Source organism: Rhizobacter sp. Root1221 (assembly GCF_001425785.1).
In the GTDB taxonomy this organism is placed as follows: domain Bacteria; phylum Pseudomonadota; class Gammaproteobacteria; order Burkholderiales; family Burkholderiaceae_C; genus Rhizobacter.
In genome coordinates this window covers 22388-48600 of record NZ_LMDI01000036.1, presented here as the reverse complement: position 1 = coordinate 48600, position 26213 = coordinate 22388, and the positions used below count along the sequence as shown (strand labels likewise).

Here is a 26213-nt window from a genome sequence, read left to right as displayed (position 1 = left end):
TCTCGATGAAGTAACCACCGACTGGAGAGCTGTATGCGGGAAAACCGCACGTACAGTTCGGAGGGAGGGGATGGCTGATGCCATTCCCTACCCCTATCCAGTCCATTGAGCCGATGCGCAGCGAGGCGAAATGAGCCGGCACGGCATCCGCGCGGGATAGGTAACGGTGCCGCTGGAGACAGTGGTCGCGCGGGGGATTGGCCACTCGGAGCGCCCGGGCAAAGGTCCGGGAAGCTGGTGTTCGAGCGCATCTTTGGGTTACCTTTCTGGGCGCGACAGACAAGGTAACTCGGCTGCCGGGCCGAGACCCGGCGCGGCCTCGCCAGAGAAAAACCTCAACCCGCTGCGAACAGCAGGCAACGGTGCCAACCGGCACGCAGCGCCCATGCCGAGGACTCAGAACTCGAGGTTGTCGATCAGGCGGGTGGTGCCAAGGCGCGCGGCGCCCAGGACGACCAGAGGGGCCGACAGTTCGCCGGGCTGAGGTGCCAGCAAGTTGTCTCGCCGGCGCACGGTGAGGTAGTCGGGCGCCCAGCCCTGGGCCTTGAGGTCCGCGGTGGCTTCGGCTTCGGCGGCGGCAAGGGCCTGGGGGTCGAGGCGCACGCGGTCGGCGATGAGGCGCAGCGCTCGGGACAGGGCGATGGCCTGCTCGCGTTCGGCGGTGCTCAGGTAACCGTTGCGTGACGACAGCGCCAGGCCGTCGGCAGCGCGGGTGGTGTCGGCGCCTTCCACGGTGACGGGCAGCGCGAACTGGCGCACCATCTCGCGGATGACCATCAACTGCTGGTAGTCCTTCTTGCCAAACACCGCGACACGCGGCTGCACCACCTGGAACAGCTTCATCACCACCGTGCACACGCCAGTGAAGAAGCCCGGGCGGAAGTGCCCCTCGAGGATGTCGGCGAGGGCGGGGTCGGGGGCGACCTTGAAGGTCTGCGGCTGCGGGTACAGCTCGGTTTCCTTCGGCGCGAACACGAGGTCGGCGCCCGCGCCACGCAACAACTCGGCATCACGTTCCAGTGTGCGGGGGTAGGTGTCGAAGTCTTCGTGGGGCGCGAACTGCAGGCGGTTCACGAAGATGCTGACGACCACCGGCAGGCCGTGCGCACGGGCCTGGCGCACGAGGGCCAGATGGCCGTCGTGCAGGTTGCCCATGGTAGGCACGAAGGCACAGGTGCCCGGGCCGGGCAGCGCGGCCCGCAGCGCGTCGATCGTGTGGAGGACCTGCATGGCGGGGTATCAGTAGGCGTGGAGCTTGTCGTCGGGGAAGCGGCGGGCCTTCACGTCGGTGACGTACCGCGACACCGCCTCGGCGATGGAGGGCGCACCTTCCATGAAGTTGCGCACGAAGCGAGGCAGCTTGCCGTGGGTGATGCCCAGCATGTCGTGCAGGACCAGCACCTGGCCCGAGCAGTCCACCCCGCCACCGATGCCGATGGTGGCCATGGCCACGCTTTTCGTGACCTCGCGTGCGGCCGCGGCCGTCACCAGTTCGAGCACGCACATGGCGGCGCCCGCATCGGACAGTTCCTTGGCATGGCGCACGAGCGTGGCCACGGCGTCATCGGTGCGCCCCTGGATGCGGTAGCCGCCGAGCGCGTGCACGGTCTGCGGCGTGAGCCCTAGGTGCGCGCACACCGGCACGCCGCGGTCCACCAGGAACCGCACGGTGTCGGCTGTCCAGCCGCCGCCTTCGAGCTTGACCATCTGCGCGCCGGCCTGCATCAACACGGTGGCGCTGCGCATGGCCTGGCTGGGCGATTCCTGGTACGTGCCGAACGGCAGGTCGCCGATGACCCAGGCCGTGCGGTTGGCCCGGGCCACCACCCGCGTGTGGTACGCCATTTCGTCGAGCGTGACGGGCAGCGTGCTGGTTTCGCCCTGGATCACCATGCCCAGCGAGTCGCCGATCAGGAGGCAGTCGACGCCCGCATGGTCGAGCACCCGCGCGAACGAGGCGTCGTAGCAGGTGAGCATGGCAATGGGCTCGCCGGCGGCCTGCATTTCGCGCAGGCGGTGAAGCGTGACGGGTTTGCGGGTCGCGGCGGCTTCGTTCATGACGTGGTCATCCCGAGTTTGTCGAGGAGGGAACGGTCGGCCGTGAAGGCCGGGTTGCCGGTGGTCAGCAGCTTGTCGCCGTAGAAGATGGAGTTGGCGCCGGCCATGAAACACATGGCCTGGATGGCTTCGCCGAGTTCCTGGCGGCCGGCCGACAGGCGCACGCGCGACAACGGCATCGTGATGCGCGCCACGGCGATGGTGCGCACGAACTCGAGCGGGTCGAGCTTGGCGGCGCCGTGCAGCGGCGTGCCTTCCACCTGCACGAGGTTGTTGATGGGCACCGACTCGGGGTACGGGTCGAGGTTGGCCAGCGCGGCGATCAGGCCGGCACGCTGCGTGCGCGTTTCGCCGAGGCCCACGATGCCCCCGCTGCACACCTTCACGCCGGCGGTGCGCACCTTGTTGAGCGTGTCGATGCGGTCTTCGAACTGGCGGGTGCCGATGATGTCGGTGTACTTGTCCGGGGCGGTGTCGATGTTGTGGTTGTAGTAGTCGAGGCCGGCATCGCGCAGTTGTTCGGCGTGGCCTTCGTCGAGCATGCCGAGCGTGGCGCAGGTCTCGAGCCCCAGGTTCTTCACCGCGGCGATCAGTTCGGCGACCTTCTCGACGTCACGGTCCTTCGGACTGCGCCAGGCGGCGCCCATGCAGAAACGGGTGGCACCGGCGGCCTGGGCGGCACGGGCGGCGTCGAGCACCGCGTCGGCCCCCATCAGCTTGCTGGCTTCCACACCCGTGTCGTAGCGGGCGGCCTGCGGGCAGTAGGAGCAGTCTTCGGGGCAGCCGCCGGTCTTGATGGACAGCAGCGTGGACAGTTGCACGTTGGTTGGGTCGAAGTTCTCGCGGTGCACCGACTGCGCACGGAACATCAATTCGGGAAAGGGCAGGTCGAACAGCGCCTCGATGGCTTCGACGGACCAGCGTTCGGTGGCCTGCGGCGCGGTCGGCACGGCGGCAGTGCGGGGGTGGATGCGGACGGCGGTTTCTTGCATGTCTCGGACCTTCGGAACGGGTGCACCGCGCAGTCTAGCCAAGCGCGGCGCACAGGGTGGGAGGGGAGTCAGGCCGGCTGGTAGGCCAGTCGGACATAGATGGGTGCGAACGCCTCGGCTTGTGTGACTTCGAGCAGGTGTTCGCGGGAAAGTTCGAGCATCGCGATGAACGTGACGACGAGCACCTGCGGGCCGCGGGTGACGTCGAACAGGTCCTCGAACGTGGCGAAGCGGCGGCCCTGCAGCCGCTTGAGCACGATGCTCATGTGTTCGCGCACGCTCAGCTGTTCGCGGGTGATCGTGTGGTGCTGGTTGAGCTTGGCGCGCTTGAGGATGTCGAGCCACGCGATGCGGAGTTCGTCGGCCTCGACGTCGGGAAACCGGATGGTGAGAGACTGTTCCACGGCCACCTGGGCGCGCAGGAAGTCGCGTCCCATCACGGGCATGGCATCGATCCGGGCGGCGGCGAGTTTCATCTGCTCGTACTCGAGCAGCCGGCGCACGAGTTCGGCCCGCGGGTCTTCCGCTTCCGCGCCCTCGGCCGCCTTCTTGGGCGGCAGCAGCATGCGCGACTTGATCTCGATCAACATCGCCGCCATCAGCAGGTACTCGCTTGCCAGCTCGAGGTTGGTCTTGCGGATCTGCTCGACGTAGGCCAGGTACTGGACGGTCACGCTCGCGAGCGGGATGTCGAGGATGTTGAAGTTCTGCTTGCGGATCAGGTACAGCAGCAGGTCGAGCGGGCCCTCGAAGGCCTCGAGGAACACCTCCAGCGCATCCGGCGGGATGTACAGGTCCGTCGGCATCGCGAACAGCGGTTCGCCATACAGGCGGGCCACCGCGACGTTGTCGACCACGCTGGGCGAGATCGTGTCGCGGGGCGACCGGGACAGGTCGGTGTCCATCGTCACGGAACGGCGGGGCGGTGGGCCGCGGTCAGCGCTTGGTCTGGTAGACGTAGGGCTGCTGCGCGACGTTGGCGGCGCGGTATTCGGACTCCGTGCCGGCATCGACCGGGCGGTCCCACAGGAGCGCACGGCCTTGCCGCTGCTCGGCTTCCAGCGTGGGCTTTTGCGCCTTGAGGGTCTCGATGAACGACGTCACGTCGGACTTGTAGGGCTTCCAGAACAACGGCATGGTGATGGGCGCCCGGCGGGCACTGAAACAATCGTTCGATTTTACCTCGCACGGCGGTCATCCCGGCGAATGACGGAACCTGCAGCCCGCGGGCGCCCCGGCTTTCGCCGGGGCAGGGTCTCTCAGGCCTCGACCCGCTTGACGTTTTCGCCCTGCTTCAGGAACTGGTGGGGTTCACCGGTGAGCCAGCGGGCCAGTTCGTCGAGCAGGCCGGTGGTCACGGCGTGCGCCGGGAACTCGGCGGAGACCGATTCGATGGCGTCGAGGTTGGACATCTGGAAGCGCACGCGGCCGTTGTCGTGGTCGGGCACGAGTTTCACGGCCACGATGATGTCGGCCAGGAACTTGAACTTCACGTGCTGCAGGCGGTTGTTGTCGGGGTCGCGCACGGTGTCGACGCTGGGCGAGATGCCGGCCTGGCGCAGCCGGCCCTCGAGGCGTTCGATCTCGGGCGGGAAGTCCTTCGTCATGGTCATCGTCTGGCCGCTGACCTGCATGCCGTGCATCACCACGTGGTCGAAGACCGGCTGGTCGCGCAGGCGCTGCTGCCGGGAGTCGACCGTGAAGCCACCGCGGGCCAGGCCGTCGAGCGGGGTACGGCTGTCCAGCGAGAAGCGCACGCGGGGCTTGAGCTGCAGCACGTTGAGCTGCGGCGCCAGCTCCATGAAGTAGTGAAGTGTTGTCTTGCAGGCTGCTTCCACGAGCGCGGCGTTGCGCGCCAGGGCGGCGGCATCGATCGAGCTTTGGCCGTTCAGTGCAGCAGCTTGACGTTTGAGGTCGTCCAGAAATCCCACGGCGAATCTTCCCTGAAGTTGAATGTATCGACTTGTTTTGTCGAAAAGCATAGCGCATGCTGGCGTCCGTCCGACGGGGTCCGACCAAGAAGTTTGCACAAGGGCCTGCCCGCGGGCGTTCTACAACCTTCTGGGAGAGACGGATGAAAGCGTATGGCGCGGAATTCTTTGGCACCTTCTGGCTGGTGCTCGGTGGCTGTGGCAGCGCGGTGCTGGCCGCGGCGTTTCCCAACGTGGGCATCGGCCTGCACGGGGTCTCGCTTGCCTTCGGGCTCACGGTGCTGACCATGGCCTTTGCCATCGGGCACATTTCGGGGTGCCACCTGAACCCGGCCGTGTCCATCGGCTTGTGGGCGGGCGGGCGTTTCCCGGCGTCGAAGCTGCTGCCCTACATCGCCGCGCAGGTGCTCGGCGGCATCGCTGCCGGGGCGGTGCTGTACGTGATCGCGAGCGGAGCCCCCGGCTTCGACGTCACGAAGGGGTTCGCCTCGAACGGCTACGGCGCGCATTCGCCGGGCGGCTACTCACTGGCCGCTGCGCTCGTGTGCGAGGTCGTGATGACGCTCTTTTTCCTGGTCGTGATCCTGGGGGCCACCGACAAGCGGGCACCCGCGGGCTTTGCGCCCATCGCGATCGGACTGGCGCTGACACTGATCCACCTGATCAGCATCCCCGTCACCAACACCTCGGTGAACCCGGCCCGCAGCACCGGTGTCGCCGTGTTCGTCGGAGACTGGGCCGTGGGGCAGCTGTGGCTGTTCTGGCTGGCGCCCATCGCCGGGGCGCTGCTCGGGGCGGGGGTGTACCGGTTCATCGGTAGCGAGGAATCCGCCGCCCACACGGCCAGGCCTGCCGGCCCGGCCGTGGTGAGTTAGATGGAGTAACCCAGCAGCATCGCCACGCCCGCTTCCTTGTTCGGGCGGGTGAAGCTGTCGCGGGTGAGCTTGCTCATCTGGATCGTCAGGCGCTCCGTCGAGAACCACTTCTTGTAGAGCGCGTCGATCTCGCCGCTGGTGTACAGGCGGCTCAGGCTGCGGTCCACCACGGCGCCGAGGGCGGTGTCACCCTTGCGCATCATGATGGCGTACGGCTCCACCGACAGCGCCACGCTGCTCAGGCCCAGCGTGTCCAGCGCGTTGTCATAGGACGCGAGGCCCAGCAGCAGCGAGTCGTCCTGCGGGAACGCGCGCACCTTGCCGTCCTTCAGCGCCTTGTAGGCTTCGGTGTTGTTGGCGTAGGTCTGCAGCTGCATCTTCACGTCGCTGGCGTTCAGCTGGTTGAAGAGCTTCTCCGACGTGGTGCCCTTGCTGAGGGCCACCGGCAGGCCGGCCAGATCCTTCACGGAATCGACCTTCGTGCCTTTGGGCACCAGCACGCGGATGCCGGCCACGAAGATCGTGTAGCTGAACGCCACCTTTTCCTGGCGTGCCTTCGTGTTGGTCGTCGATCCGCACTCGAGGTCGATCTCGCCCGATTCCAGCTTCGGGATGCGCTCGGAGCCGCTCACCACCTTGTAGTTGACCTTCAGTTCGGGCAACTTCAGCGTGCGCTTGATCTCGTCGACGGCGGCGAGGCACAGGTCCACGGAGTAGCCCACCGATTGCTTCTGCTCGTTCTGGAACGAGAAGGGCCGGGATGCTTCGCGCACGCCGAGGGTGATGGTGCGCGTCTCGCGAACGCGGGTCAGGGTGTCGGCGGGCGCCTCGGCGAACGCGGGGAGGGCAAGGGAGAGGGCCAGCGGCAGCAGCCAGGCGGTACTACGGTTCATCGTGATCTCGGGTCAACGGTCGGGCAGAAAACTCGGCCCGCGGCCGCGCTTTCGGTGGTGGATGCAATTCTAGGTGTTAACCCTAGTCTTGTCGTGTGCCCCCGGCGTGCGGTGGTTCACGCCGGTGCAAGCCGCGCCGCTTGCTGCAAGGCCTGGGCCAAGTCCGGCGCCACGCGCCCCTCGCCCAGCAGGGCATCGAATCCGCTGCGCCGCACCAGGCTGAGCGGTTGGTCGTTCAGTTCGCACAGCACGAGGGCCACGCCCTGGCGGGCGAGGGTGCGGTGCAGTTGCTGCAACGCGTCGAGCCCCGAGGTGTCCATCGACACAAGCTGGTGCATCTCGAGCACCACCACCCGAGCGTCGGCCGGCACCGCTTCGGCCACCGCCTCCACTTTGGCGACGGCACCGAAAAAGAGCGCGCCGTACAACCGGAACACGGCCACCCCGGCCGGCCCGCCCGCTGGTTCGACCCGGAAGAGGGCGCTCATCCGGTAGATGAAGAACACGCAGGCGAGCACCAGGCCCACCTGCACGGCCACGGTCAGGTCGACCACGACCGTCAGGAAAAACGTGCCGACCATGATCAGCCGGTACTGGGTGTTGAACTGGCGCAGGCGCCGGAATTCGTGCCATTCGCCCATGTTCCAGGCCACGAACAACAGGATGCCGGCCAGCACCGGCAACGGGATGTGTTCGGCGAGCGGCGCGGCCACGAGCACGACCATGAGGAGCGTCAGCGCGTGCACGATGCCGGCCACCGGGCTCGTGGCGCCGGCGCGCAGGTTGGTCACGGTGCGGGCGATGGTGCCGGTGGCCGGGATGCCGCCGAACAGCGGTACGGCCATGTTGGCGATGCCCTGGGCCATCAGCTCCTGGTTGGGGTCGTGGCGAGGTTGGGTGCTGAGGTTGTCGGCGATGCGGGCGCACAGGAGCGACTCCACCGCCCCGAGCAGCGCGATGGTCAGCGTGGGCACGAACAGTTGCTGGGCGCTGGCCCAGCTGAAGGGAGGCAGCGCGAGCGTGGGCAGCCCTTGCGGGATGCCGCCGAAGCGCGTGCCGATGGTGTCCACCGGCAGCGCGAGCCACAGGCTGGCCAGCGTGAGCGCCACGAGGGCGACGAGCGGCCCCGGGACGCGCGCGGCGGTGCGCAGCGTGCGGCCTTCGAGCAACTGGGACGGAATCACCGATCCGGCGCCGAACAGGCGCGGCCACAGGAAGAGGATGCCCAGGCACGCGGCCCCGAGCGCGAGCGCGAACGGGTTGAACCCGTCGAGGTTGCCCGCGATGGCACCGACCTGGGAGAAGAAGTCGGCCGGCATCTTCTCGATGTTCAGGCCCAGCAAGTCCTTCACCTGGGACAGCGCGATCAGCACCGCGATGCCGTTCGTGAACCCGATGATGATGCCCACGGGCATGTAGCGCACCAGCGCCCCGAGCCGCAGCGCGCCCATCGCGAACAGCAGCACACCCGCCAGGGCCGTGGAGATGAGGAGGTTCGTGAGGCCGTAGCGCTGCACGATGCCGTAGACGACCACGATGAACGCACCCGCCGGCCCGCCGATCTGCACCGACGACCCGCCCAGCGCCGAGATCAGGAACCCCGCGACGATGGCGGTGATGAGCCCTTGTTCGGGCTTGACACCGGACGCGATGGCAAAGGCCATCGCAAGCGGCAGCGCCACCACACCGACGGTCAGGCCGGCGATGGTGTCGCTGGCGAAACGCTGGCGGTTGTAGCCGCCGAGGGACTGCAGCAGACGCGGCCGGAACCGCGCGAGCGGGATGCCGAAGATTCGCCGCGGTTCCATCGTGTGCGGGCTAGCGCACTCGCATGCCGGGCGTGGCGCCCGCGCCTGGTTCGAGAACGAAGATGCCGGGATTCTGCTTTTCATCGGCATGCGACGCCGCAAGTACCATGCCCTCGCTGATGCCGAACTTCATCTTGCGCGGCGCCAGGTTGGCCACCATCACGGTGAACTTGCCCACCAGTTGCTCCGGCTGGTACGCCGACTTGATGCCGCTGAACACGTTGCGCAGCCGGCCTTCGCCGGCGTCGAGCGTGAGGCGCAGCAGCTTGTCGGAACCTTCCACGTGCTGGCAGTCGACGATCTTGGCGATGCGCAGGTCCACCTTCGCGAAGTCGTCGATCTTGATTTCGGCGGCCAGGGGTTCACCGCCTGGCGGCGGCACTTCCACCACCGGCGGCTCGAACAGTGCGTCGAGGAGTTTGGGGTCCACCCGCTGCATCAGGTGCTCGTAGGCACCGATGGTGTGGGCGCCGAGCGCGCGGGCCGCATCGGCGAACGTCAGCGGGGCCACGCGCAGGAACGACTCGACATGGGCGGCAATGCCCGGCAGCACCGGCTTCAGGTACAGCGTGAGCAGGCGGAAGGCCTCGATGCAGACCGTGCAGACGTCGTGCAGCACGGCATCCTGGCCTTCCTTCCTGGCCAGCTCCCACGGCTTGTTCTGGTCGACGTACTCGTTGACCTTGTCGGCCAGCAGCATCACCTCGCGCAACGCCTTGCCGAACTCGCGTTCGTCGTAGAGGCGCTCGATCTCGGGGCAGTGGGCGCGCAGGGCGTCGAGCAGCATGCGCCCTTCGACCCCCACCTCGGCCGACAGCTTGCCGCCGAAGCGCTTGGTCAGGAACCCGGCGGCGCGGCTGGCGATGTTGACGTACTTGCCCACGAGGTCGCTGTTGACCCGGGCGATGAAGTCATCGGGGTTGAAGTCGATGTCTTCGTTGCGGGCGTTCAGCTTCGCGGCGATGTAATAGCGCAGCCACTCGGGGTCCAGGCCGAGTTCCAGGTACTTCAGCGGCGAGATGCCGGTGCCGCGGCTCTTGCTCATCTTCTCGCCGCCGTTGACGGTGATGAAACCGTGCACGTTGACGCGGTCGGGGGTCTTGCGGCCGCTGAAGTGCAGCATCGCGGGCCAGAAGAGGGTGTGGAAGTACGTGATGTCCTTGCCGATGAAGTGCACCTGCTCGACCGACGGGTCGCGGAAGAACGCGTCGAAGTCGCGGCCGGTCTTGCCGAAGTAGTTCTTCAGCGACGCGAGGTAACCCACCGGGGCGTCGAGCCACACGTAGAAGTACTTGTCGTCGGTGTCGGGGATGCGGATGCCGAAGTACGGGGCGTCGCGGCTGATGTCCCAGTCGGACAGGCCGGCCTTGCCGTTCTCGTCGACGCTGAACCACTCGCGGATCTTGTTGAGCACCTCGGGTTGCAGGCGGCCGGGTGCGTGGGTCCATTCCTTCAGGAAGTCGATGCACCGCGGCGACGACAGCTGGAAGAAGTAGTGCTTGCTCTGGCGCAGCTCGGGCGTGGCGCCGCTCAGGGCCGAGAACGGGTTCTTCAGGTCCGTGGGCTGGTACACCGCACCACACACCTCGCAGTTGTCGCCGTACTGGTCCTTCGCGCCACATTTCGGGCACTCGCCCTTGATGTAGCGGTCGGGCAGGAACATGCCCTTGACCGGGTCGTAGAACTGCTCGATGGTGCGCTCGGCGATCAGCCCGGCGTCACGCAGTGCGCGGTAGATGTCTTGCGCGAGCTCATGGTTCTCGGGGCCGTCGGTGGAATGCCAGTTGTCGAACGCGATGCGGAAACCGTCGAGGTACTGCTTGCGGCCGGCGGCGATCTCGCCCACGAAGGCCTGGGGCGTCTTGCCGGCCTTTTCGGCGGCAATCATGATCGGTGCGCCGTGGGCATCGTCGGCCCCCACGAAGTGCACTTCGTGCCCCTGCATCCGCAGGAAACGCACCCAGATGTCGGCCTGGATGTACTCCATCATGTGGCCGATGTGGAACGGGGCGTTGGCGTACGGCAGGGCGGTGGTGACGAAGAGCTTGCGGGTCATGGTGATCAGGATCGGCGCGAAGGCCTTGATTCTAGGCGGCATGGCGCCGGCAGCGGGGACCTCGAGGCGCTAGACTGGGCTGCTTGTCCTTTCCGCAACCCCCGTTTCCCCCCATGGCCCTCAGTGAACAGGCGGTGACCGCCGCGATCCAGACCGTCCTCGACCCGCACACCGGCAAGGACTTCGTCAGCACCCGTCAGCTGAAGAACCTGCGGATGGCCGGGGCCGACGTGTCCTTCCAGGTGGAGCTCGGGTACCCGGGCAAGAGCCTCGTGGCGGGGTTGTCGGCACAGCTCGAGGCGGCGGTGCGTTCGGTGCCGGGCGTGGGGCAGGTGTCGGTGGACGTGGTCTCGCGCATCGTGTCGCATGCCGTGCAGCGCGGCGTGCAGCTGCTGCCGAACGTCAAGAACATCATCGCGGTGGCGTCGGGCAAGGGCGGCGTGGGCAAGAGCACCACGGCCGTCAACCTGGCATTGGCGCTGGCCGCCGAGGGCGCGTCGGTGGGCCTGCTCGATGCCGACATCTACGGTCCGAGCCTGCCCACCATGATGGGGTTGTCCGGCCGTCCGGAAAGCACTGACGGCAAGACCATGGAGCCCATGCGCAACCATGGCGTGCAGGTGATCTCCATCGGCTTCCTCGTGGAACCCGACAACGCGATGATCTGGCGCGGTCCCATGGCCACCCAGGCCCTCGACCAGTTGCTGCGCCAGACCAACTGGCAGGACCTCGACTACCTGCTCATCGACATGCCCCCGGGCACGGGTGACATCCAGCTCACGCTTGCCCAGCGGGTGCCGCTCACCGGCGCGGTCATCGTCACCACCCCGCAGGACATCGCGTTGATCGATGCCAAGCGCGGCGTGAAGATGTTCGAGAAGGTGGGCGTGCCCATCCTCGGCGTGGTGGAGAACATGGCCATGCACGTGTGCTCGCAGTGCGGCCACGTGGAGCACATCTTCGGCCAGGACGGCGGGCGCCGCATGGCCGCCGAGTACGGCATGGACTACCTCGGTTCGCTGCCGCTCGACCTCGGCATCCGCGTGCAGGCCGACGCGGGCGCGCCCACGGTGGTGTCGTCGCCCGACGGCGAGATCGCCGGGCTCTACAAGCACATGGCACGCGAGATCGCCGTCAAGATCGCCCAGCGCACGAAAGACTTCTCCGCCAAGTTCCCGACCATCACGGTGTCCAAGGACACCTGAACCCACGAGAACAAGGAAAACGGGGCCCGAGGGCCCCGTTTCCACAAGCAAGCCCGGGCGACCGGTGCGGAGCGCCGCAGCGCCTGGACACAGTGGGTCCCGGCTTTCGCCGGAACGACCAAGGTGGCAGGCGAGCGACGCGCAGCGAGCAAGGCCCCGAATCGCGAACGCCAGGCAGGAGGCGAGCGAAGCGAAGCCGAAGATCAAGCTACCGCCGAGCCCGGGTCCCCCGGGCGACCGCGGGCTCCCCCATGGGGGGACCGGCGCGAAGCGCCGTAGGGGGCCTACTTCAGTTTCGGCAGGTGCTTCGGCCGCATGTCAGCAGGCGCCTTGTACGTGCTGACACCCAGCGGACCCACCCGCTGGCGGGCTGCGACCACGCCATCGAGGTTGAACGCGTATTGCAGCGTGGCGTAGGCCGCGGCGTCGGCGTTCAGGTCCAGCGCGGCGAGGTCGAGGTTGGTGAGGTCATCGCACGCCGAGTGGTAGCACTTGTCGAACGCCACACCGGCCGTGCCGCCCCAGAGCGTGACCTCGTCAGCGGTCTTCAGGTCTTCCGCCCCGGTGAACAGTCCGCCGGCCGGGATGCCGTTTTCGATGAACGGGCCGTAGTCGGACCGCCCGTCGAAGTCGGTACCCTTGAACGCCTTGCCACGGGCCGTGTAGAAGGCCTCGAAGGTCTTCTCGATGGCGTCGGAGCCGGCCGGGCCGGGGCCTTCGCCGGTGTTGTCAGAGTTGTCGCCGTCGTAGATGAAGTAGCCGGCGTTCGGCGAACCGATCATGTCGAAGTTCAGGTAAAGCGCGATCTTGCCGCGTTCCTCGTCGGTCAGGCTTTCCACGTAGTTCGTGGACCCGAGCAGACCGGACTCCTCTCCGCCCCACAGCGCGAAGCGCAGCCGGTTCGTCGGGGTCACCTTGGCGAGTTGCTTGGCGATTTCCAGGATGGCGGCCGAGCCCGTGCCGTTGTCGTTGATGCCGGCGCCCTCGGCCACCGAGTCGAGGTGAGCCCCCACCATCACCACCGAGTTGGCATCCCCGCCTACGCTGTCGGCGATGATGTTGTAGGTGGTGTTGGAGTCGCGCAGGGTGTCGGCCTTCAGGCGCAGCGACAGCCCGGCGGTGGCGGCGAGCTGGGTGCCGAGTGCCTGGGTCACCGACAGCACCGGCACGTCGGCCGTGAAGGTGTCGCCGAGCGTGCCGTTCAGGTCACCATCGGTGTTGTTGTAGACCACCACGCCGATGGCGCCCGCCGCGATGGCGTTCGTGGCCTTGGCCTCGAACGTGCACGCGCCCCGGACGACCAGCGCGATGCCGTTGGCCGGGAAGCCGGCGAAATCGGTGGCATCGCAGCCCTGGTTGGCGGCCACCGTGACGGCGCCGGTGACGTCGCCAGACCCGGAGTACGACATCACGGCGTGCGCGATGTCGGCCGTCGGCGCCGGTGCCGTCTGCTGCAGCACGCTGCCGCCGTTGTCGGTGAACGCCACGAAGGTGAATTCCTTGCGGCTCACGGTGTAGCCGGCGGCCGTGAACACGCTGACGGCGTAGTCTGCCGACGCGTTGAAGCCGGCGGTGCCTGACTCCCGGTTGCCGTTGTTGGCCTTGGCGATCTTGTCGAGCTCGGTCAGGTGCGCCTTGACCCCGTCGAGGGTCACGCAGGCCTGGAGCTTCTCCTGGGTGTCATTGACCTGCGAAGAGCAGCTGGGGGAAACGACGTCGTCGTCCCCGCCGCCGCAGGCGGCCATCACCAGGGCGGCCGCGGCCGCCGTGACACCGAGAAGGGCCCGGCGGGCCCGAGCTGATTGAAAGTGAAGTTGTTGTAGCAATTCCGTCTCCCTGACGAAGTCGAGCGCCTACCGCTCGTGGTGTGCCCGAACCGGGCCGTCAGGGAGAGCAAACGGTGTGCCTTGCGCGCAGCTGCGGGGATCACATCACCAGGTTGCGCAGGTGGGTCGGGCCGGCGCGGCGCTCGATCTCGGCGAGCAGCGGCTTGTTCCAGCCGAGCTCGAACAAGGCTTCGGCGGTGACGAACATGGGCCCCACGAGCAGGCCCACCAGGTCGTCGACGAAGGCGGGCTTGCGGCCTTCGTAGTAGTGGCCGATGAACTGGACGACCCAGCCCACGAGGAAGCTGCCCACGCCCCAGGCCAGCCAACCGCCCACGCTGCCGTCCGACACGCCGTGTGCGGCGGCGATCAGCACGCCCACGGCCGCGGTGACGGCCATGCTGAGCACGAACTGCCCTCGGCGGGTCAGGTACCAGATGGCCGACAGTGCAAACGCCAGCCAAGCCGCGCTGAACGCGACCCCGCTCACGTCGAAGCGGGCGCGGGCCAGCAGCACGCCGATGCCGAACACGATCATCGGGACACCGATGAAGTGGGTGGCGATGTTGCGCTGGTCGCGGTGGTAGACGGCGTATTGGGACAGGAGTTCGATGGAGGTGCGGGCTTGGCTCATGACAAGGTCTCCGGCCGCGGATGGGCACGGCGGCTGTAGTTCCATTCTGCGCTTGCACGCGGGCGAGTCGCCTTCGGGGTTTCCTCAGGCGGTACGATGGCCACGGGAGGAACGACATGACCGGGCTGGCGAGGGCGGCGGGGGTGGGGCAGGTGTTGCGCGAGGGGCTGCGAACCGTGGTGTTCATGAACCCGCGGTGGGGTGGCGGGGCCGCCGGCCCCGGGATGGTGCTGGGCCTGGTGGCGGCCGGCGTGCTGATGGGCACGGGCCTGGCCCGGCTGCAGATCGACGGCCCGGCCGACCCCGTGTACTGGGCCTGGGGCACTGGCTGGCTGTCCACGGTGCTGCTGGTGCTGGCGGGCTGGCTGGCCACGCGTCGCGGCCGCGACGGCAGCACCACGCCGGATGCGGCCACTGCACTGTCCTGGTTCCTCGTGCAGTCGATCGCCATCGGGGTGCCCGTCGGGGTGGGCCATGTGGCCCTCGGGCGGTTCGGGTTCCCGCCGGCACCGGCGCACGCCGACAAGATGCCATGGGTGGTGCTCGGCGCAGGCCTCCTGTGGCAGTTCGTGGCCGCTTCGGTGCTGGCCGCCCGCCTGGCGCCGCGGCGCCGCACCCGCCTGGCGGTCATCGGGGTGCTGCTGGCCTACGGCGCTGCCGGCGTGTGGTTTCCGCCGTCGAGCCCGTGGTACCCGAGTGCACCCGAACCGGGCGAGGCCGGCGACGACCTGCCGCGCCCGCCGAAGCTGACCCAGGAGGTGATGGAGTCGCAGTCCCGCCACCTGGTGGCGGCGCTCGACGGCGTGCTGCCCCAGCGCCCCGGCGTGACCGAGCTGTACGCCATCACCTTTGCCCCGTACGCGGAAGAAGACGTCTTCAGCCGGGAGGTGAAGATGGTGGGCGGTGTGCTGCGCGAGCGGTTCGACACCGACGGCCGCCTGCTGAACCTGCAGAACCACCGCACCACGATGGGTGACGTGCCTTGGGCCACGCCGCTGAACCTGCAGCGCGCCATCGGCCGCATGGCCGAGCGGATGGACCGCGACGAGGACATCCTGTTCATCCACCTCACCTCCCACGGCGCCCGGGAAGGGCACCTGGCGGCGCGGTTTTTCCCGCTGTCGGTCGACGACGTCACGCCGCAGCAGGTGCGCCAGTGGCTCGACGACGCGGGCGTACGCTACAGCGTGATCTCCATCTCGGCGTGTTTTTCGGGCTCGTGGATCCCGCCGCTGCAGGCGCCCGGCACCCTCGTGATGACGGCGGCCGATGCCACCCACACGTCGTACGGTTGTGGCCGCAAGTCGGAACTGACCTTCTTCGGCCGGGCGGTCTACGACGAACAGTTGCGCCAGACGCGTTCGTTCGAGGCCGCACATGCCGCTGCGCTGCCGGTGATCGACCGGCGCGAGAAAGAGGCCGGCAAGACCGATGGGCCGTCGAGCCCGCAGATCTGGGTGAGCCCGGACATCCGGCCCCGCCTGGATGCGCTGGTGCGCAGGCTCGAAGGCCGCGCGACGGCCACCCCGTGAGGCGCGCGTCGCCACCTCCTGGCTGACCGGCACGGCCGCCTCCTGACGGCCACCCGCGATCGCAGTGCCCGCCTCGCGCGGGCCGCTGCGCCGTGCCGCGCGCGCAGCGAATATGTCGAGGCGATGAAAAATTGTCCCGTCAAACGGAATGCCGACTTCCGGCCACCAACTGATCTGATATTCACCGCCGTTGCGTCAGTCGGAATGTTGCCTTGCATTCCCGTCAAGCTAGGGATAGGTGATTCCCAGCACATCTTCATACACTGGGCCTGCCAGCCAGAAAAGGGTGGTGCCAAGTCAAATATTCCGCGCCACCTTGGGGGGAATGTGAAAAATAGCGACGCAGAAGATGGGCGCGATAAAATTCGCCCGGACGAGGGTGTGGGCCATGCGAGAACGGCGAAAGGATACTCGGCGGAAACTCCGTCCGGGCAGGCGCTCGTTCGCGCGGTGGTCAAGGTGCCGCTGGTGCTCTCCGATGGTCGCACGGCGCGATCGGAAATCTACAGCTTCACGAAGCTGCGGGACGCCGGCGAGCATTTTGCGGTGAAGCTTGGCAAGCCGTGCCCTGACGCCCCCCTCGTGCGCCTGCACTCGGAGTGTGTCACGGGTGATGTCCTTGGCTCTGCCCGCTGCGACTGCGGGCCGCAACTCAACGAGGCACTTGTCCGCCTGCACGATTCGGGCGGATACCTGCTTTACCTTCGTCAGGAGGGGCGGGGTATCGGGTTTTACCGGAAACTCGATGCCTATCTGCTCCAGGACAAGGAGCACGATACCTACTCGGCAAACCGGGCGCTCGGGCGCGGTGACGACGAACGTGATTACGGCATGGCGGCCGACATGCTCAACGCGTTGCGAATCAGGAGGATAACGCTCTTGAGTAATAATCCTGACAAACGCGCCCAGCTGGTCATGGCTGGTATTGACGTGGATGCGCTGGTGCCCACTGGTGTATTCATCAGTCCGCACAACAGGCAGTATCTCGAGGCGAAGGTGAAACATACTCGACATACCATCGATCTCAGCACCGAGGGAGCCCTCTGATGATTGCTCACCGTTCGCCCATCAGTGGTGTCGCTGCGTACCAGGGTCGGCTGGTCGCCACCGCGGGGTACGACAACCAGATCATCCTTTGGGATGCGAGCCGCAAGACCCCGCTGAGTTGCGCGGTCCACGACCACCTGGCCAACCAGGTGGCGTTCAGTCCCGACGGCCGCCACCTCGTGACGTCTTCCAGCGACCACACGTCGCGGTTGTGGTCCGTGCCCGGGCTGAAGTTGCTGTCGGTGCTGTCAGACCAGGTGGACGATGTCGAGATGTCGGTGTTCCATCCTGATGCGGAGCTGATCGCCACCGCCTCGCGGGACCACCGTGTCCGCGTCTACGGGTTCGACGGCACGCTGAAAGTCAGCTTCGAAGGCCACACTGCCGATGTCATTTCCGTGGCGTGGTCGGGGAACGGCGACGAGTTGATCTCGTCCAGCGACGACGGCACCATCAAGCGCTGGAGCATGGCCACCGCCGGCATGGTCGACGACATCGACCTGGGGGGCATCGAGACCGACACCATCGCGATCACCCCGAACGGTGTGATCTATGCAGGCAACGACGAAGGCCAGATCGTCGTCATCGACAAGGGCGTGACCCGGGCGTACCCGGCGCATGACGCGGGCATCAAGCGCCTGGTCCACGAGGCCGGCGAGCACCTGCTCGTGAGCCTGAGCTATGACCGGACGCTGCGCGTCTGGTCCACGCGGAATGGGCAGCTGTCGCTCGTGGCCCAGTCCAGCCTGCCGGCCGCCATCTGGCCGCGTTCATGCGCATTCCTGGATGGAGAGACGCTGGCCTTCGCGACATTCGGCTCGTCGTACGCGCTGTACCACCTGGGTTCGGACACCTGGGACCTCGACGGCGTGCAGCCGACGCCCGGGGTCAACGCGGTGGCCGTGGTGAATGGTCGCCGGCTGACCATCGGCGACGGCGGCATCCTCGGCATCGACGACCAACCCTCCACGGAACTGGGTAGCCTCTGCAACTTCCTCACGCCGGTCGGTTCCCGTGTGTTCACGGGGGGGCAGATGGGCCGTGTCATGGACGCCCTGAACGGCGATCTGCTGCACCAGCATCGATCGCCGTTGAACTGTGGGGCGGCCTTCGAGCGCCGCGGCGTGCCCCACGTGGTGGTGGGTGCGTACACCGGGGAAGGGCTGGTGTTTTCGGTGGCCGGAGATGGGCGCGTGACCCACGTCGCCACGTTGCGCCTCCATGCCAACGCCGTGAAGGGTGTGGCGGTCTCGGGCGGGCAGATCTTCTCCGTGTGCGCCGATGCCGGCGCCTCGTGGTTCTCCGTCGACGACCTGACGGAGCTCGCGCGCGTCGATGAGGCCCATGACCGCATCGCCAACGGCTGCGCTGCATTGCCCGGCGGGCGATTCGTCAGCGTCAGCCGCGACCACAAGCTGCGGTTGTGGAACGGCACGCGCGCGGATGTGCTGGCAACACCTCACGACCGGTCCATCAAGTGCGTGGCCGCGTCCAACGACGGCCGGTACGTGGCGTCCGGCTCCTACTTCGGTGCCGTGGCGGTGTACGACGTGGACAAGTCGGCCTGGATCCGGCTCACACGCCCCACGTCCACGGGCATCTCGTCGCTCTGTTTCGACGCCGCCCGCGGGTGTTTCCTGGCCGGATCCTACGGCAGCCGGGTGTACGAGATCCATGTGCATGCCTCGGCCTGACCGCGTGGTGCGCACGCCTGCGGCGTGTGCCGGCACATCCCTTTCAATTCGAGGATCCGCATGAAGATCGTCAGTATCCTGGGCAGCGGCTCGGCCGATTCCCTGACCCGCCACGGCGTGCTGGTGGTGGCCGACCAGGTGCGTGCCGCCGGGTTGGAATTCGGCCTGATCGACCTGCGAGAGGACTATCGCAGCCTGCACGACGTCACCGAGTACGCCGCGCCGCCCGAGGGCAGCCAGACCGCCCGGCTGCGTGCGGGCCTGGCGAACGCGAGCGGCGTGATCCTCGCCACGCCGGTCTACCACGGCACTTTCAGCGGGCTGCTGAAAAACGCCCTGGACCACCTCACCGTGGAGGCGTTCGTCCAGATGCCCGTGGGCCTGCTGGCCGCCGGTGGCGGCGCCCGGGGCGCTGCGGTGGCTTGCGACCAGATGCGCACCGTGGTGCGGGCCTTGAACGGCTGGTCTACACCCACGCACGTCAGCCTCACGAATGACGACGTCACCGAGGCCGGTCCTACCGATGACCTTCGCCAGCGTGTCGCGGACATGGTGTCGGAGCTCAAGGACTTCGCCATGGCCCGTGCCCACCGGGCTTGACACCAGGGCACCGGCGGAGGCCAATCGAACGAGACCCGGGCCGCGGCACCGCCGCGGCCCGGGGCACACCACAGAAAAGGCCGCGGGCCTGCCGAGCGCAGTGCCTGCCGGCGCGAGAAAGGGAGCGACGTCATGACCATCATCGGCCAGAAGATCGAGCTTTTCGTGTCGGACCTCGATGCGTCGATCGATTTCTATCGGCGGGTGTTCGGCTTTGCAGTGGGGGAGACGCGCGAGGTGACGCTCGAGGGCCAGCGGCTCCGCCACGCGCCGGTGTGGAATGGCCCCGCGATGATCGGTCTGGGTTTGCTGTCGCTGCTGGCGCCGCAGCACCACCTGCGCCGTGCCGGCACGGCGGCCGAACGGGGCATCGGCGTGGAGTTTTGCTTCTATGTGGCCGATGCCGAACTGGACGCCTGCTACCAGCGCGCTGTGCACGAATGTGGCACCCGCATCGAGCCGCTGGTGGTGCAGCCCTGGGGAGCCCGCGATTTCCGGGTGATCGACCCCGATGGCTACTACGTCCGGATCAGTTCTCCCGACCGTGACTACCAACCCTTGACCGTGCAGGCGGCCTGAATGACCTTGCCCGCCACCACCCCGATCTACGTGCCGTCCGATGACCTCGGTGACCGTCCCTGCGTCGTCGTCGACGGCGCCCCGCGGCCGGGGTCGCTGATCACGCTGTCGCACTGGCCTGGCAGTGGCACGCCTGCGCCACTGATGGACGACCTGTCGACGCAGATCGCGTTCCACTACCTGGACCAACCGGCGTTCCACGTCGTGGCGGACGCGGTCACCAGCGACCATTTCGACGAGGACGGCCTTGCCAGCCTGTTCGTGGTCACGCAGCCCCGGGAGGCGCTGGCGCGCCGAGGGCTGGTCTGTGACTTCGCATCGGCCGGCGACTTCGGCACCTGGCGCACGCGCGAGGCCGCGCGGTGTGCATTCGTCGTGTCGGCGTATGCAGATCCCGAGCGGTCGCCCCTGGGTCCGGAGTTCTTCGCGCAGCCCGAGGGCACGCGTGTGGCCGGGCTGTACACGGAACTGCTGGGCCACCTGCCCACGCTCCTCGATCATCCGGACCGGTACGCGCACCTCTGGCAAGAAGAAGAACGGGTGCTGGACGCCACCGAGCTGGCGCTGCGTTCCGGTGCCATCCGCATCGACGAGGTGCCATCCCTCGACCTCGCCGTGGTGACGTTGCCGCCCGACGCGGTGCGCGCCCGCGTCCACCGGTTTGCCCAGGTGCGCCAGCTCGCATACCACCCGATGGCCATCTACAACGCCACCTCGCGCCTGCGGATCCTCTATGTGACGGGAAGGAACTACGAGGTGGAGTACCGGTACGAGTCCTGGGTGCAGTACAAATCCTGCAGGCCGCTCCCGCGGGTCGACCTGGGTCCATTGGCGGCGCGCCTGTCGGCCGAGGAGGCGGCAGGCACCTGGGTGTTCGACGGTGTCGACGCACTGACACCTCGGTTGCGGCTCGACGGTGCGGCGGAAAGCCGCATCCCCGTGGGTCGCTTCCAGGCGAGCCTGATGGCATTCCTGTCGGATGCGCCGCCCGCGTGGAACCCGTACCTGCCGAAGGAGCGCCCATGACCGCGACCCAGAGCCTCCCCGGGCCCGCCCTGGTGATCAATCACATCAACGTCCTGACCCGCGACCTGGCGCGGTCCGCACGCTTCTACACCGAGGTGCTGGGGTTCACGTACGTGATGAACCTCGGCCCCGCCAAGATGGTGTTCGATGCCGGGGGATTCGACTTCTTCCTGGAACAGGCGGACGAGATCCACCTGAATCCGAGCTTCCATTTCGGGCTGAAGGCCAGCCTCGACGCGGTGCTCGCGTTTGCCGAGAAGCTCAAGCTGCACGGCGTGCCCCTCACCAAGGGAAACAACCCGGAGCCCATCGTCTACACGACACCCGATGGCAAGCGCACCGCCTTGTACTTCCGCGATCCCGACGACTGGGAGATCGAGGTCTACACCGCGGTGTGAGCGTCGCCGCAGAGCCCGCGCCAGTGCGCGACACCGGCAACCCCGAAACAGTCTTCCCTGCAGAAGGTGGCATGGCGTGAAGGTACTAGAGGCATTTTCCGGGATCGTCGAAGAGATTCGCACGATGAGCGAACGGGCCGCCATGGGCTTGCCGGACACCTACGCGGTGCCGGAGGCCGAGTCCCTGGCGTCTGCCGGCGCAGCCCTGCTGGGCAGCTCACCCGCCGCGCTGGCGCGCATTGTCGAGGGGCTCGAACAGCCCGTCGAATCGCGTCTCGCCGCCGGGCTGCTGCTGGGCGTGATCGGCGATCCGCGCATTCGCACGATGGACCCGGCGATGGTCACCGTGCCCGGTGGCCTGGCCGCCATCGGGTTGCCCGAGGAACGGGTCGATGCCGTGGTGCAGCGGTATCGCGACCAGGGCGTCAAGCGTGAGTGGATCGACAAGGAAGTGCCGAGGCACACCGTCGCGCTGAAACCGTACCGCCTGGGCAAGTACCTTGTCACCAACGCGGAGTTCGCGGCGTTCCTCCGTGACACCGGGCATGGCGAGGTGCCCACCTCATGGGCTTTCGGCCGGTTCCATCCCGCGTTGTCGAACCACCCCGTCTACACCGTGAGCGACGCGGCGGCGCAGGCCTACGCCGCCTGGTTGTCCGCCGCCACCGGGCGGCGCTTCCGGCTGCCGAGCGAGGCCGAGTGGGAGTACGCCGCGGCCGGCCTGGATGGCCTGAGCTTTCCGTGGGGCGAGTTCGCGGCGGACTGCGCCAACACCCTCGAGAGCGGCCTGCTCATGTCGACCCCGGTGGGCTGCTTTCCCAAGGGGGCGTCGTGCTTCGGTGCGCTCGACCTCGCTGGCAATGTGGAGGAATGGACCGCGGACGCGTATGCCCCGTACGCCGGAGGGCGGACCGTCACCGACGACCTGGCGCACGTGGCCGCCCAGCGCGGCTACCGGGTTTGCCGCGGCGGCGCGTTCACCCGCTTCCAGGACCTGGCGCGCTGCCAGCGGCGCCACGGGCCGGTTGGCGTGGCGCTTTACCCGATTTCGTTTCGATTGGCAGAGGACTTTCACGATGGAACATGAGCGACTTGGCATCGGAGATCTGTTCCGGATGGCCGATCAATTTCACGATTCGGCCCTGCTCCAGTTCGCGCATGCGAGCGGTGTCTTCGAGTGGACCACCACGCCGTGTGCCGCGCCGGACCTGGCCGGGCACATGGGATGGGTGAGCCGCAAGACGGCCATCTTCCTGAATGCCCTGGTCGCGATCGGCCTGCTCACGAAGGACACGCGCGGGCAGTACCTCAACACCCCGGTGGCCGACGAGTGCCTCGTCAAGTCGCGGCCCGGGTACATGGGCGGTGTCATCGAACACCAGCGGCTCCAGTGGGACACCTGGACCCGCATCGGCGACGTTCTCTCCACGCAGGACGTGTTGCCATGGCACCAGGAGCAGCGGCTGCGGACCGATGCGGCTGCCAACGACGCCTTCCACTCGGCCATGCGCAACCTGGCCCGCGCCAACGTGCCCGCGCTGCTGGCCCTGCCGATCCCGAAGGGCCGCAAGCATGTCATCGACATGGCCGGAAGCCATGGCACGTACCTCGCGGCGATGGCCCACGCTGATTCGGAGCTCACCGGGGAAGTGTGGGACCTGCCCGGTGCGCAGCGCCTGGCCAGGGAAACGTTCGATGAATACGGTTGCGCCGAACGGTGCGCGTTCCACACGAAGGACATCACGGTGCCCGCGAGCTACGACGGGGTGAAGGCTGACCTCGTGATGCTCAACGATTGCCTGCACTACTTCGAGCCCGAGATGGTCTCGGACGTGCTGGCGCTTGCCGCCGGTGTCCTGGCACCGGGAGGCACCTTGCTCCTCGCGACCCAGTTGCTCCATGCCGACGGCGTGACACCGGCACCGGCTGCGGGGTTCTCGATGCACATGATGCTGAACACCGCGCGCGGCGGGCTGCATGCTTCGCCGTGGATCGCCCAGCGCATGGGGGACCTGGGTTTTTCGGTCAGCGAGTGGCCGCTCGACCCGACGGGCCGCTACGTCGTTCTCCTGGGCAAGCGGAACGACGGCGCGCGCGCGCATTGACGCCTGCCGTCCCGCTCCGCGCCGCTTCTGAACCTCGATTGCGAAAGGTCCCCATGACTGACGCGCTGCAGCAGCAACTTCCTCCGGCGGCCATGCCGTCTCGCCCCGAAGTACCTCCGGGCATCCTTGCAGGGCCTATCGCGCCGACGATCCTTCGCCTGGCGGTGCCCACGTTGATCGTGCTCGTGGTCCAGGTGCTGGTCGGGGTGGCTGAAACGTATTTCCTCGGCCGGCTCGGGACGAGCGCACTGGCCGGGGTCGTGATGGTGTTCCCCGTGCTCATGCTGATGCAGATGATGTCCAACGGCGGCATCGGTGGCGGCGTGGCGTCGGCCATCTCCCGCGCGCTCGGGGCCCGGCGCCGCGCGGACGCGGAGGCGCTGCTCTGGCACGCCTTCGTGCTGGCGCTGGTGTTCGGCCTGCTCTTCACCGTGGCCGCCGTGGCCGGCGGCACCGCCTTGTACCGTGCCATGGGCGGACAAGGCGAAGGCCTGGCCGCTGCAGTGACGTACTCCAACGTGGTGTTCGCCGGCGCGGTGCCCATCTGGATCGTCGCGCTGCTGTCGGCCGCGCTGCGCGGCGCCGGGGATTTCAAGGTGCCGGCCTGGGTCACGCTGGCGAGCGCCGCCTTCCTCATTCCGCTGTCGCCCGCATTCATCTTTGGCTGGGGCCCCATCCCGCGCCTGGAAATCCTGGGGGGAGGGCTCGCGTTCGTCATCTACTACGTTTGCGCGGGCCTCGCCCTGGTGATGTACCTCCGGTCGTCGCGCAGCCCGTTGAAGCTGACGCCGTCCCGGCTGGAGTTCCGGTGGATCAAGGACATTCTCGGTGTGGGCCTGCTGTCGGCCGCCGGCACCGTCCAGATCAACCTCACCGTGGTGTGCGTGACCGCACTGGTGGGCGGCTTTGGCGCCGAGGCCATCGCAGGGTACGGCATCGGTTCCCGGATCGAATACGTGCTGGTCCCGCTGCTGTTCGGCCTCGGTTCCGCCGTGCTGACCATGGTGGGTGTCAACGTGGGGGCGGGACAGATGGCACGGGCCCGGCAGATCGCGTGGATCGGCGCGGGCATGGGCTTTGTCGCCACGGAACTGATCGGCCTCGCGGTGGCCCTCAATCCGCAGGCGTGGCTGGGGCTGTTCAGCAGCGAGCCCATCGTGCTCGCGCTGGGCACGCGGTACCTGCAGACCGTCGCCCCGTTCTACGGTGCCATCGGCCTGGGCATGACACTCTACTTCGCGGGCCAGGGGGCACGGTGGGTGTTGTGGCCCATCCTGGCGGGCACGTTGCGCATGGTCATCGTGATCCTGGCCGGCGGGCTGGCCGTCACCCGGTTCGGCGCGGACCTGCCCACGCTCTTCAGCATCGTGGCGGCCGGCATCGTGTGCCTGGGCGCCGTGACGGCGTCGATGGCGGTGATCAAGGCGCCGTGGGGCCGCCCCCTACCGCGGGCCTGACGTCCATGCTCGAACACGCCAACCGCATGGAGCGACTGATGACCTCCTCCGCGCTGACGCGCGCACCGACCCCCGACTTGCCGGACTTCCCGCGCGGCGCGCTCGACCACATCCCCGGGTCCGACGGCTGGCCGCTGGTGGGCGGCACCTTGCGACTGCTGGCCGATCCGAAAGGGGCGGTGGAGCGCAGCGCCGCGCAGCACGGGCCGGTGTACCGCAGCTTCTCGTTCGGGCGCAGCATGATCTCGCTGCTCGGGCCGGACGCGAACCAATTCGTGCTGTCAGACCCGGACAAGGTCTTTTCGTCACGCATGGGATGGAACCCGGTGCTCGAACTGCTGTTCCCGCGTGGCCTGATGCTGCTCGACTTCGACGAGCACCGGCTGCACCGCAAGGCGATGTCGGCCGCGTTCAAGACCGGCCCGATGCGGTCGTACCTCAACGCGTTCGACCAAGGCATCGGCCGGTGCGTAGCCGGATGGCTTGCCGGCGCGCCGCACCTGCGCGTGTACCCCGCGATCAAGCGCCTGTCGCTCGACCTGGCGGCCGTCTCGTTCCTCGGGGACAGCGCCGGCCCGCAGCTCGAGGCCGTGCAGCGGGCCATGATGGACATGATCGCGGCGTCGGTCTCGTTCGTGCGCAAGCCGCTCCCGGGCACGCGCATGCGGCGCGGCGTGAATGGCCGGAAGTTCATGATCGACTACCTCGGCCGGCAGATCGAGGCGCGGCGCGCGAGCGGCGGCGAGGACATCTTCACGCACCTGTGCCAGGCGGTCACCGATGACGGCGCGTTGATGACACCGGAGGAGATCGTCGACCACACGAGCTTCCTGCTGCTGGCCGGCCACGACACGCTGGCCTCGTCGCTCACGTCGCTGGTCTACTTTCTCGTGGACCAGCCGGCGTGGCAGCACCAGCTCCGCGACGAGGTGCTGGCGCTGGGCCTGGCGCGAGGCGAGCCCCTGCCGTTCGACCGGCTGGACGAGATGCCGTTGACCGAGATGGCCTTCAAGGAGGCCCTGCGGCTGATGCCACCCATCCCGTCGATCCCGCGGCGCGCCGTGCGCGACACCGAGTTCGGCGGGTTCCGCCTGCCCGCCGGCACCAACGTCAATGTGAACCCGCTGTACACCCACCGAATGGCCGACGTCTGGCCCGACCCGGAAGTCTTCAACCCGCTCCGCTTCACGGCCGCCGCGTCACGCGAGCGGCATCGGTACGCGTTCGTGCCGTTCGGGGGCGGCGCACACATGTGCATCGGGCTGCAGTTCGCGTACATGCAGGCCAAGTGCTTCATCCACCAGCTGCTGTCCAGGGCGGACTTGGGAATCGAACCCGGGCATCGTCCCGAGTGGCAGTACTGGCCCATTCCCCGGCCACGCGACGGGCTGCCCATTCGCATCTCCGCGAGGCCGTAGAGCCTCGCGCACCTCATCCCTTCGTCGGCCCGTGGGCTGACCGCAGGGCCTTGCCATCGAACATTGAAGGAGGGTCGAC

The 26213-nt window shown here is 67.8% G+C and carries 24 protein-coding genes; 13 read left to right on the top strand and 11 right to left on the bottom strand.

From position 1 onward, the window contains the following. Nucleotides 1–396: 396 nt before the first annotated feature. The 6 genes from panC to ASC87_RS22790 all read right to left on the bottom strand — a co-directional run bounded on the left by panC (nt 397) and on the right by ASC87_RS22790 (nt 4981). The gene (gene panC, locus ASC87_RS22815; protein ID WP_056667956.1) at nt 397–1230 is read right to left on the bottom strand and encodes a pantoate--beta-alanine ligase; all 834 of its coding nucleotides are present in this window, start codon (nt 1228–1230) and stop codon (nt 397–399) included. A 9-nt stretch (nt 1231–1239) separates the two neighbouring features. Beyond that, the gene (gene panB, locus ASC87_RS22810) at nt 1240–2058 is read right to left on the bottom strand and encodes a 3-methyl-2-oxobutanoate hydroxymethyltransferase (protein ID WP_056667953.1); all 819 of its coding nucleotides are present in this window, start codon (nt 2056–2058) and stop codon (nt 1240–1242) included. Beyond that, entirely contained in the window at nt 2055–3050 is a 996-nt protein-coding gene (gene bioB, locus ASC87_RS22805; RefSeq protein WP_082568863.1) for a biotin synthase BioB, read from the bottom strand. Before bioB ends, panB begins: the two co-directional genes overlap by 4 nt. A gap of 68 nt (nt 3051–3118) precedes the next feature. Next, complete coding sequence (locus ASC87_RS22800; protein ID WP_056667950.1) at nt 3119–3955, bottom strand: ScpA family protein; 837 nt, start codon at nt 3953–3955, stop codon at nt 3119–3121. A gap of 31 nt (nt 3956–3986) precedes the next feature. After that, complete coding sequence (locus ASC87_RS22795; protein WP_056667948.1) at nt 3987–4187, bottom strand: DUF3460 family protein; 201 nt, start codon at nt 4185–4187, stop codon at nt 3987–3989. Nucleotides 4188–4309: 122 nt separating this feature from the next. Beyond that, entirely contained in the window at nt 4310–4981 is a 672-nt protein-coding gene (locus ASC87_RS22790; protein WP_056667945.1) for a hypothetical protein, read from the bottom strand. Nucleotides 4982–5124: 143 nt separating this feature from the next. Between ASC87_RS22790 and aqpZ the strand changes: the two genes are divergently transcribed. After that, nucleotides 5125–5856, top strand: coding sequence for an aquaporin Z (gene aqpZ / locus ASC87_RS22785; protein WP_056667943.1), 732 nt, complete (start codon nt 5125–5127; stop codon nt 5854–5856). Here the strand turns inward: aqpZ and ASC87_RS22780 are convergent. The 3 genes from ASC87_RS22780 to metG form a co-directional block, all read right to left on the bottom strand. Continuing rightward, a complete protein-coding gene (locus ASC87_RS22780) occupies nt 5853–6749 on the bottom strand; it encodes an amino acid ABC transporter substrate-binding protein (protein ID WP_056667940.1) in 897 nt (298 codons plus the stop codon). The two genes, aqpZ and ASC87_RS22780, sit on opposite strands and share 4 nt — an antisense overlap. Nucleotides 6750–6865: 116 nt before the next feature. Then, complete coding sequence (locus ASC87_RS22775; protein WP_056667937.1) at nt 6866–8557, bottom strand: SulP family inorganic anion transporter; 1692 nt, start codon at nt 8555–8557, stop codon at nt 6866–6868. 10 nt (nt 8558–8567) lie between these two features. Then, nucleotides 8568–10613, bottom strand: coding sequence for a methionine--tRNA ligase (gene metG, locus ASC87_RS22770; RefSeq protein WP_056667969.1), 2046 nt, complete (start codon nt 10611–10613; stop codon nt 8568–8570). 113 nt (nt 10614–10726) lie between these two features. Between metG and apbC the strand changes: the two genes are divergently transcribed. Beyond that, a complete protein-coding gene (gene apbC, locus ASC87_RS22765) occupies nt 10727–11818 on the top strand; it encodes an iron-sulfur cluster carrier protein ApbC (protein ID WP_056667934.1) in 1092 nt (363 codons plus the stop codon). Nucleotides 11819–12102: 284 nt separating this feature from the next. On the opposite strand, the gene ASC87_RS22760 is transcribed toward apbC, so the two are convergent. Together ASC87_RS22760 and ASC87_RS22755 are read right to left on the bottom strand one after the other, a co-directional pair. Continuing rightward, nucleotides 12103–13644 (bottom strand): M28 family peptidase, encoded by a 1542-nt coding sequence (locus ASC87_RS22760; RefSeq protein ID WP_157604239.1) that lies wholly within the window; start codon nt 13642–13644, stop codon nt 12103–12105. 100 nt (nt 13645–13744) lie between these two features. Further along, a complete protein-coding gene (locus tag ASC87_RS22755; RefSeq protein WP_200954476.1) occupies nt 13745–14278 on the bottom strand; it encodes a DUF962 domain-containing protein in 534 nt (177 codons plus the stop codon). A 116-nt stretch (nt 14279–14394) separates the two neighbouring features. On the opposite strand from ASC87_RS22755, the gene ASC87_RS22750 reads away from it, so the two are divergent. From ASC87_RS22750 to ASC87_RS22700, 11 genes are all read left to right on the top strand, one after another. Then, nucleotides 14395–15810 carry a C13 family peptidase gene (locus tag ASC87_RS22750; RefSeq protein WP_056667926.1) on the top strand — a complete coding sequence of 472 codons (1416 nt, stop codon included), beginning with the start codon at nt 14395–14397 and terminating at the stop codon, nt 15808–15810. A 450-nt stretch (nt 15811–16260) separates the two neighbouring features. Continuing rightward, nucleotides 16261–16857 carry a GTP cyclohydrolase II RibA gene (gene ribA, locus ASC87_RS33345; RefSeq protein ID WP_255359226.1) on the top strand — a complete coding sequence of 199 codons (597 nt, stop codon included), beginning with the start codon at nt 16261–16263 and terminating at the stop codon, nt 16855–16857. Then, nucleotides 16857–18551: a WD40 repeat domain-containing protein gene (locus ASC87_RS22740; protein ID WP_056667921.1), complete on the top strand. Its 1695-nt coding sequence runs from the start codon at nt 16857–16859 to the stop codon at nt 18549–18551. The genes ribA and ASC87_RS22740 overlap by 1 nt, the downstream gene beginning before the upstream one ends. A 60-nt stretch (nt 18552–18611) precedes the next feature. Further along, the gene (locus ASC87_RS22735) at nt 18612–19151 is read left to right on the top strand and encodes an NADPH-dependent FMN reductase (protein WP_056667917.1); all 540 of its coding nucleotides are present in this window, start codon (nt 18612–18614) and stop codon (nt 19149–19151) included. A 132-nt stretch (nt 19152–19283) separates the two neighbouring features. Then, complete coding sequence (locus tag ASC87_RS22730) at nt 19284–19730, top strand: glyoxalase/bleomycin resistance/extradiol dioxygenase family protein (RefSeq protein ID WP_056667914.1); 447 nt, start codon at nt 19284–19286, stop codon at nt 19728–19730. Further along, a complete protein-coding gene (locus ASC87_RS22725; protein WP_056667911.1) occupies nt 19731–20756 on the top strand; it encodes a DUF6687 family protein in 1026 nt (341 codons plus the stop codon). Continuing rightward, complete coding sequence (locus ASC87_RS22720) at nt 20753–21154, top strand: VOC family protein (protein WP_056667908.1); 402 nt, start codon at nt 20753–20755, stop codon at nt 21152–21154. Before ASC87_RS22725 ends, ASC87_RS22720 begins: the two co-directional genes overlap by 4 nt. Before the next feature lie 124 nt (nt 21155–21278). Further along, nucleotides 21279–22241: an SUMF1/EgtB/PvdO family nonheme iron enzyme gene (locus ASC87_RS22715; protein WP_056667905.1), complete on the top strand. Its 963-nt coding sequence runs from the start codon at nt 21279–21281 to the stop codon at nt 22239–22241. Between the two features lie 28 nt (nt 22242–22269). Then, nucleotides 22270–23259 carry a methyltransferase gene (locus ASC87_RS22710; RefSeq protein ID WP_056667902.1) on the top strand — a complete coding sequence of 330 codons (990 nt, stop codon included), beginning with the start codon at nt 22270–22272 and terminating at the stop codon, nt 23257–23259. A 53-nt stretch (nt 23260–23312) separates the two neighbouring features. Beyond that, nucleotides 23313–24716, top strand: coding sequence for an MATE family efflux transporter (locus ASC87_RS22705; RefSeq protein ID WP_056667899.1), 1404 nt, complete (start codon nt 23313–23315; stop codon nt 24714–24716). 38 nt (nt 24717–24754) lie between these two features. Continuing rightward, complete coding sequence (locus ASC87_RS22700) at nt 24755–26134, top strand: cytochrome P450 (protein ID WP_082568864.1); 1380 nt, start codon at nt 24755–24757, stop codon at nt 26132–26134. Nucleotides 26135–26213 lie beyond the last annotated feature (79 nt).

Coding starts and splice junctions, on each gene's coding strand:
- ASC87_RS22780 (WP_056667940.1), bottom strand. CDS start 6,749: ATGAACCGTAGTACCGCCTGGCTGCTGCCGCTGGCCCTCTCCCTTGCC.
- metG (WP_056667969.1), bottom strand. CDS start 10,613: ATGACCCGCAAGCTCTTCGTCACCACCGCCCTGCCGTACGCCAACGCC.
- panC (WP_056667956.1), bottom strand. CDS start 1,230: ATGCAGGTCCTCCACACGATCGACGCGCTGCGGGCCGCGCTGCCCGGC.
- bioB (WP_082568863.1), bottom strand. CDS start 3,050: ATGCAAGAAACCGCCGTCCGCATCCACCCCCGCACTGCCGCCGTGCCG.
- ASC87_RS22700 (WP_082568864.1), top strand. CDS start 24,755: ATGACCTCCTCCGCGCTGACGCGCGCACCGACCCCCGACTTGCCGGAC.
- ASC87_RS22710 (WP_056667902.1), top strand. CDS start 22,270: ATGGCCGATCAATTTCACGATTCGGCCCTGCTCCAGTTCGCGCATGCG.
- ASC87_RS22730 (WP_056667914.1), top strand. CDS start 19,284: ATGACCATCATCGGCCAGAAGATCGAGCTTTTCGTGTCGGACCTCGAT.
- ASC87_RS22735 (WP_056667917.1), top strand. CDS start 18,612: ATGAAGATCGTCAGTATCCTGGGCAGCGGCTCGGCCGATTCCCTGACC.
- apbC (WP_056667934.1), top strand. CDS start 10,727: ATGGCCCTCAGTGAACAGGCGGTGACCGCCGCGATCCAGACCGTCCTC.
- ASC87_RS22720 (WP_056667908.1), top strand. CDS start 20,753: ATGACCGCGACCCAGAGCCTCCCCGGGCCCGCCCTGGTGATCAATCAC.
- ASC87_RS22755 (WP_200954476.1), bottom strand. CDS start 14,278: ATGAGCCAAGCCCGCACCTCCATCGAACTCCTGTCCCAATACGCCGTC.
- ASC87_RS22740 (WP_056667921.1), top strand. CDS start 16,857: ATGATTGCTCACCGTTCGCCCATCAGTGGTGTCGCTGCGTACCAGGGT.
- ASC87_RS22800 (WP_056667950.1), bottom strand. CDS start 3,955: ATGGACACCGACCTGTCCCGGTCGCCCCGCGACACGATCTCGCCCAGC.
- aqpZ (WP_056667943.1), top strand. CDS start 5,125: ATGAAAGCGTATGGCGCGGAATTCTTTGGCACCTTCTGGCTGGTGCTC.
- ASC87_RS22795 (WP_056667948.1), bottom strand. CDS start 4,187: ATGCCGTTGTTCTGGAAGCCCTACAAGTCCGACGTGACGTCGTTCATC.
- ASC87_RS22715 (WP_056667905.1), top strand. CDS start 21,279: ATGAGCGAACGGGCCGCCATGGGCTTGCCGGACACCTACGCGGTGCCG.
- ASC87_RS22750 (WP_056667926.1), top strand. CDS start 14,395: ATGACCGGGCTGGCGAGGGCGGCGGGGGTGGGGCAGGTGTTGCGCGAG.
- ASC87_RS22725 (WP_056667911.1), top strand. CDS start 19,731: ATGACCTTGCCCGCCACCACCCCGATCTACGTGCCGTCCGATGACCTC.
- panB (WP_056667953.1), bottom strand. CDS start 2,058: ATGAACGAAGCCGCCGCGACCCGCAAACCCGTCACGCTTCACCGCCTG.
- ASC87_RS22775 (WP_056667937.1), bottom strand. CDS start 8,557: ATGGAACCGCGGCGAATCTTCGGCATCCCGCTCGCGCGGTTCCGGCCG.
- ASC87_RS22705 (WP_056667899.1), top strand. CDS start 23,313: ATGACTGACGCGCTGCAGCAGCAACTTCCTCCGGCGGCCATGCCGTCT.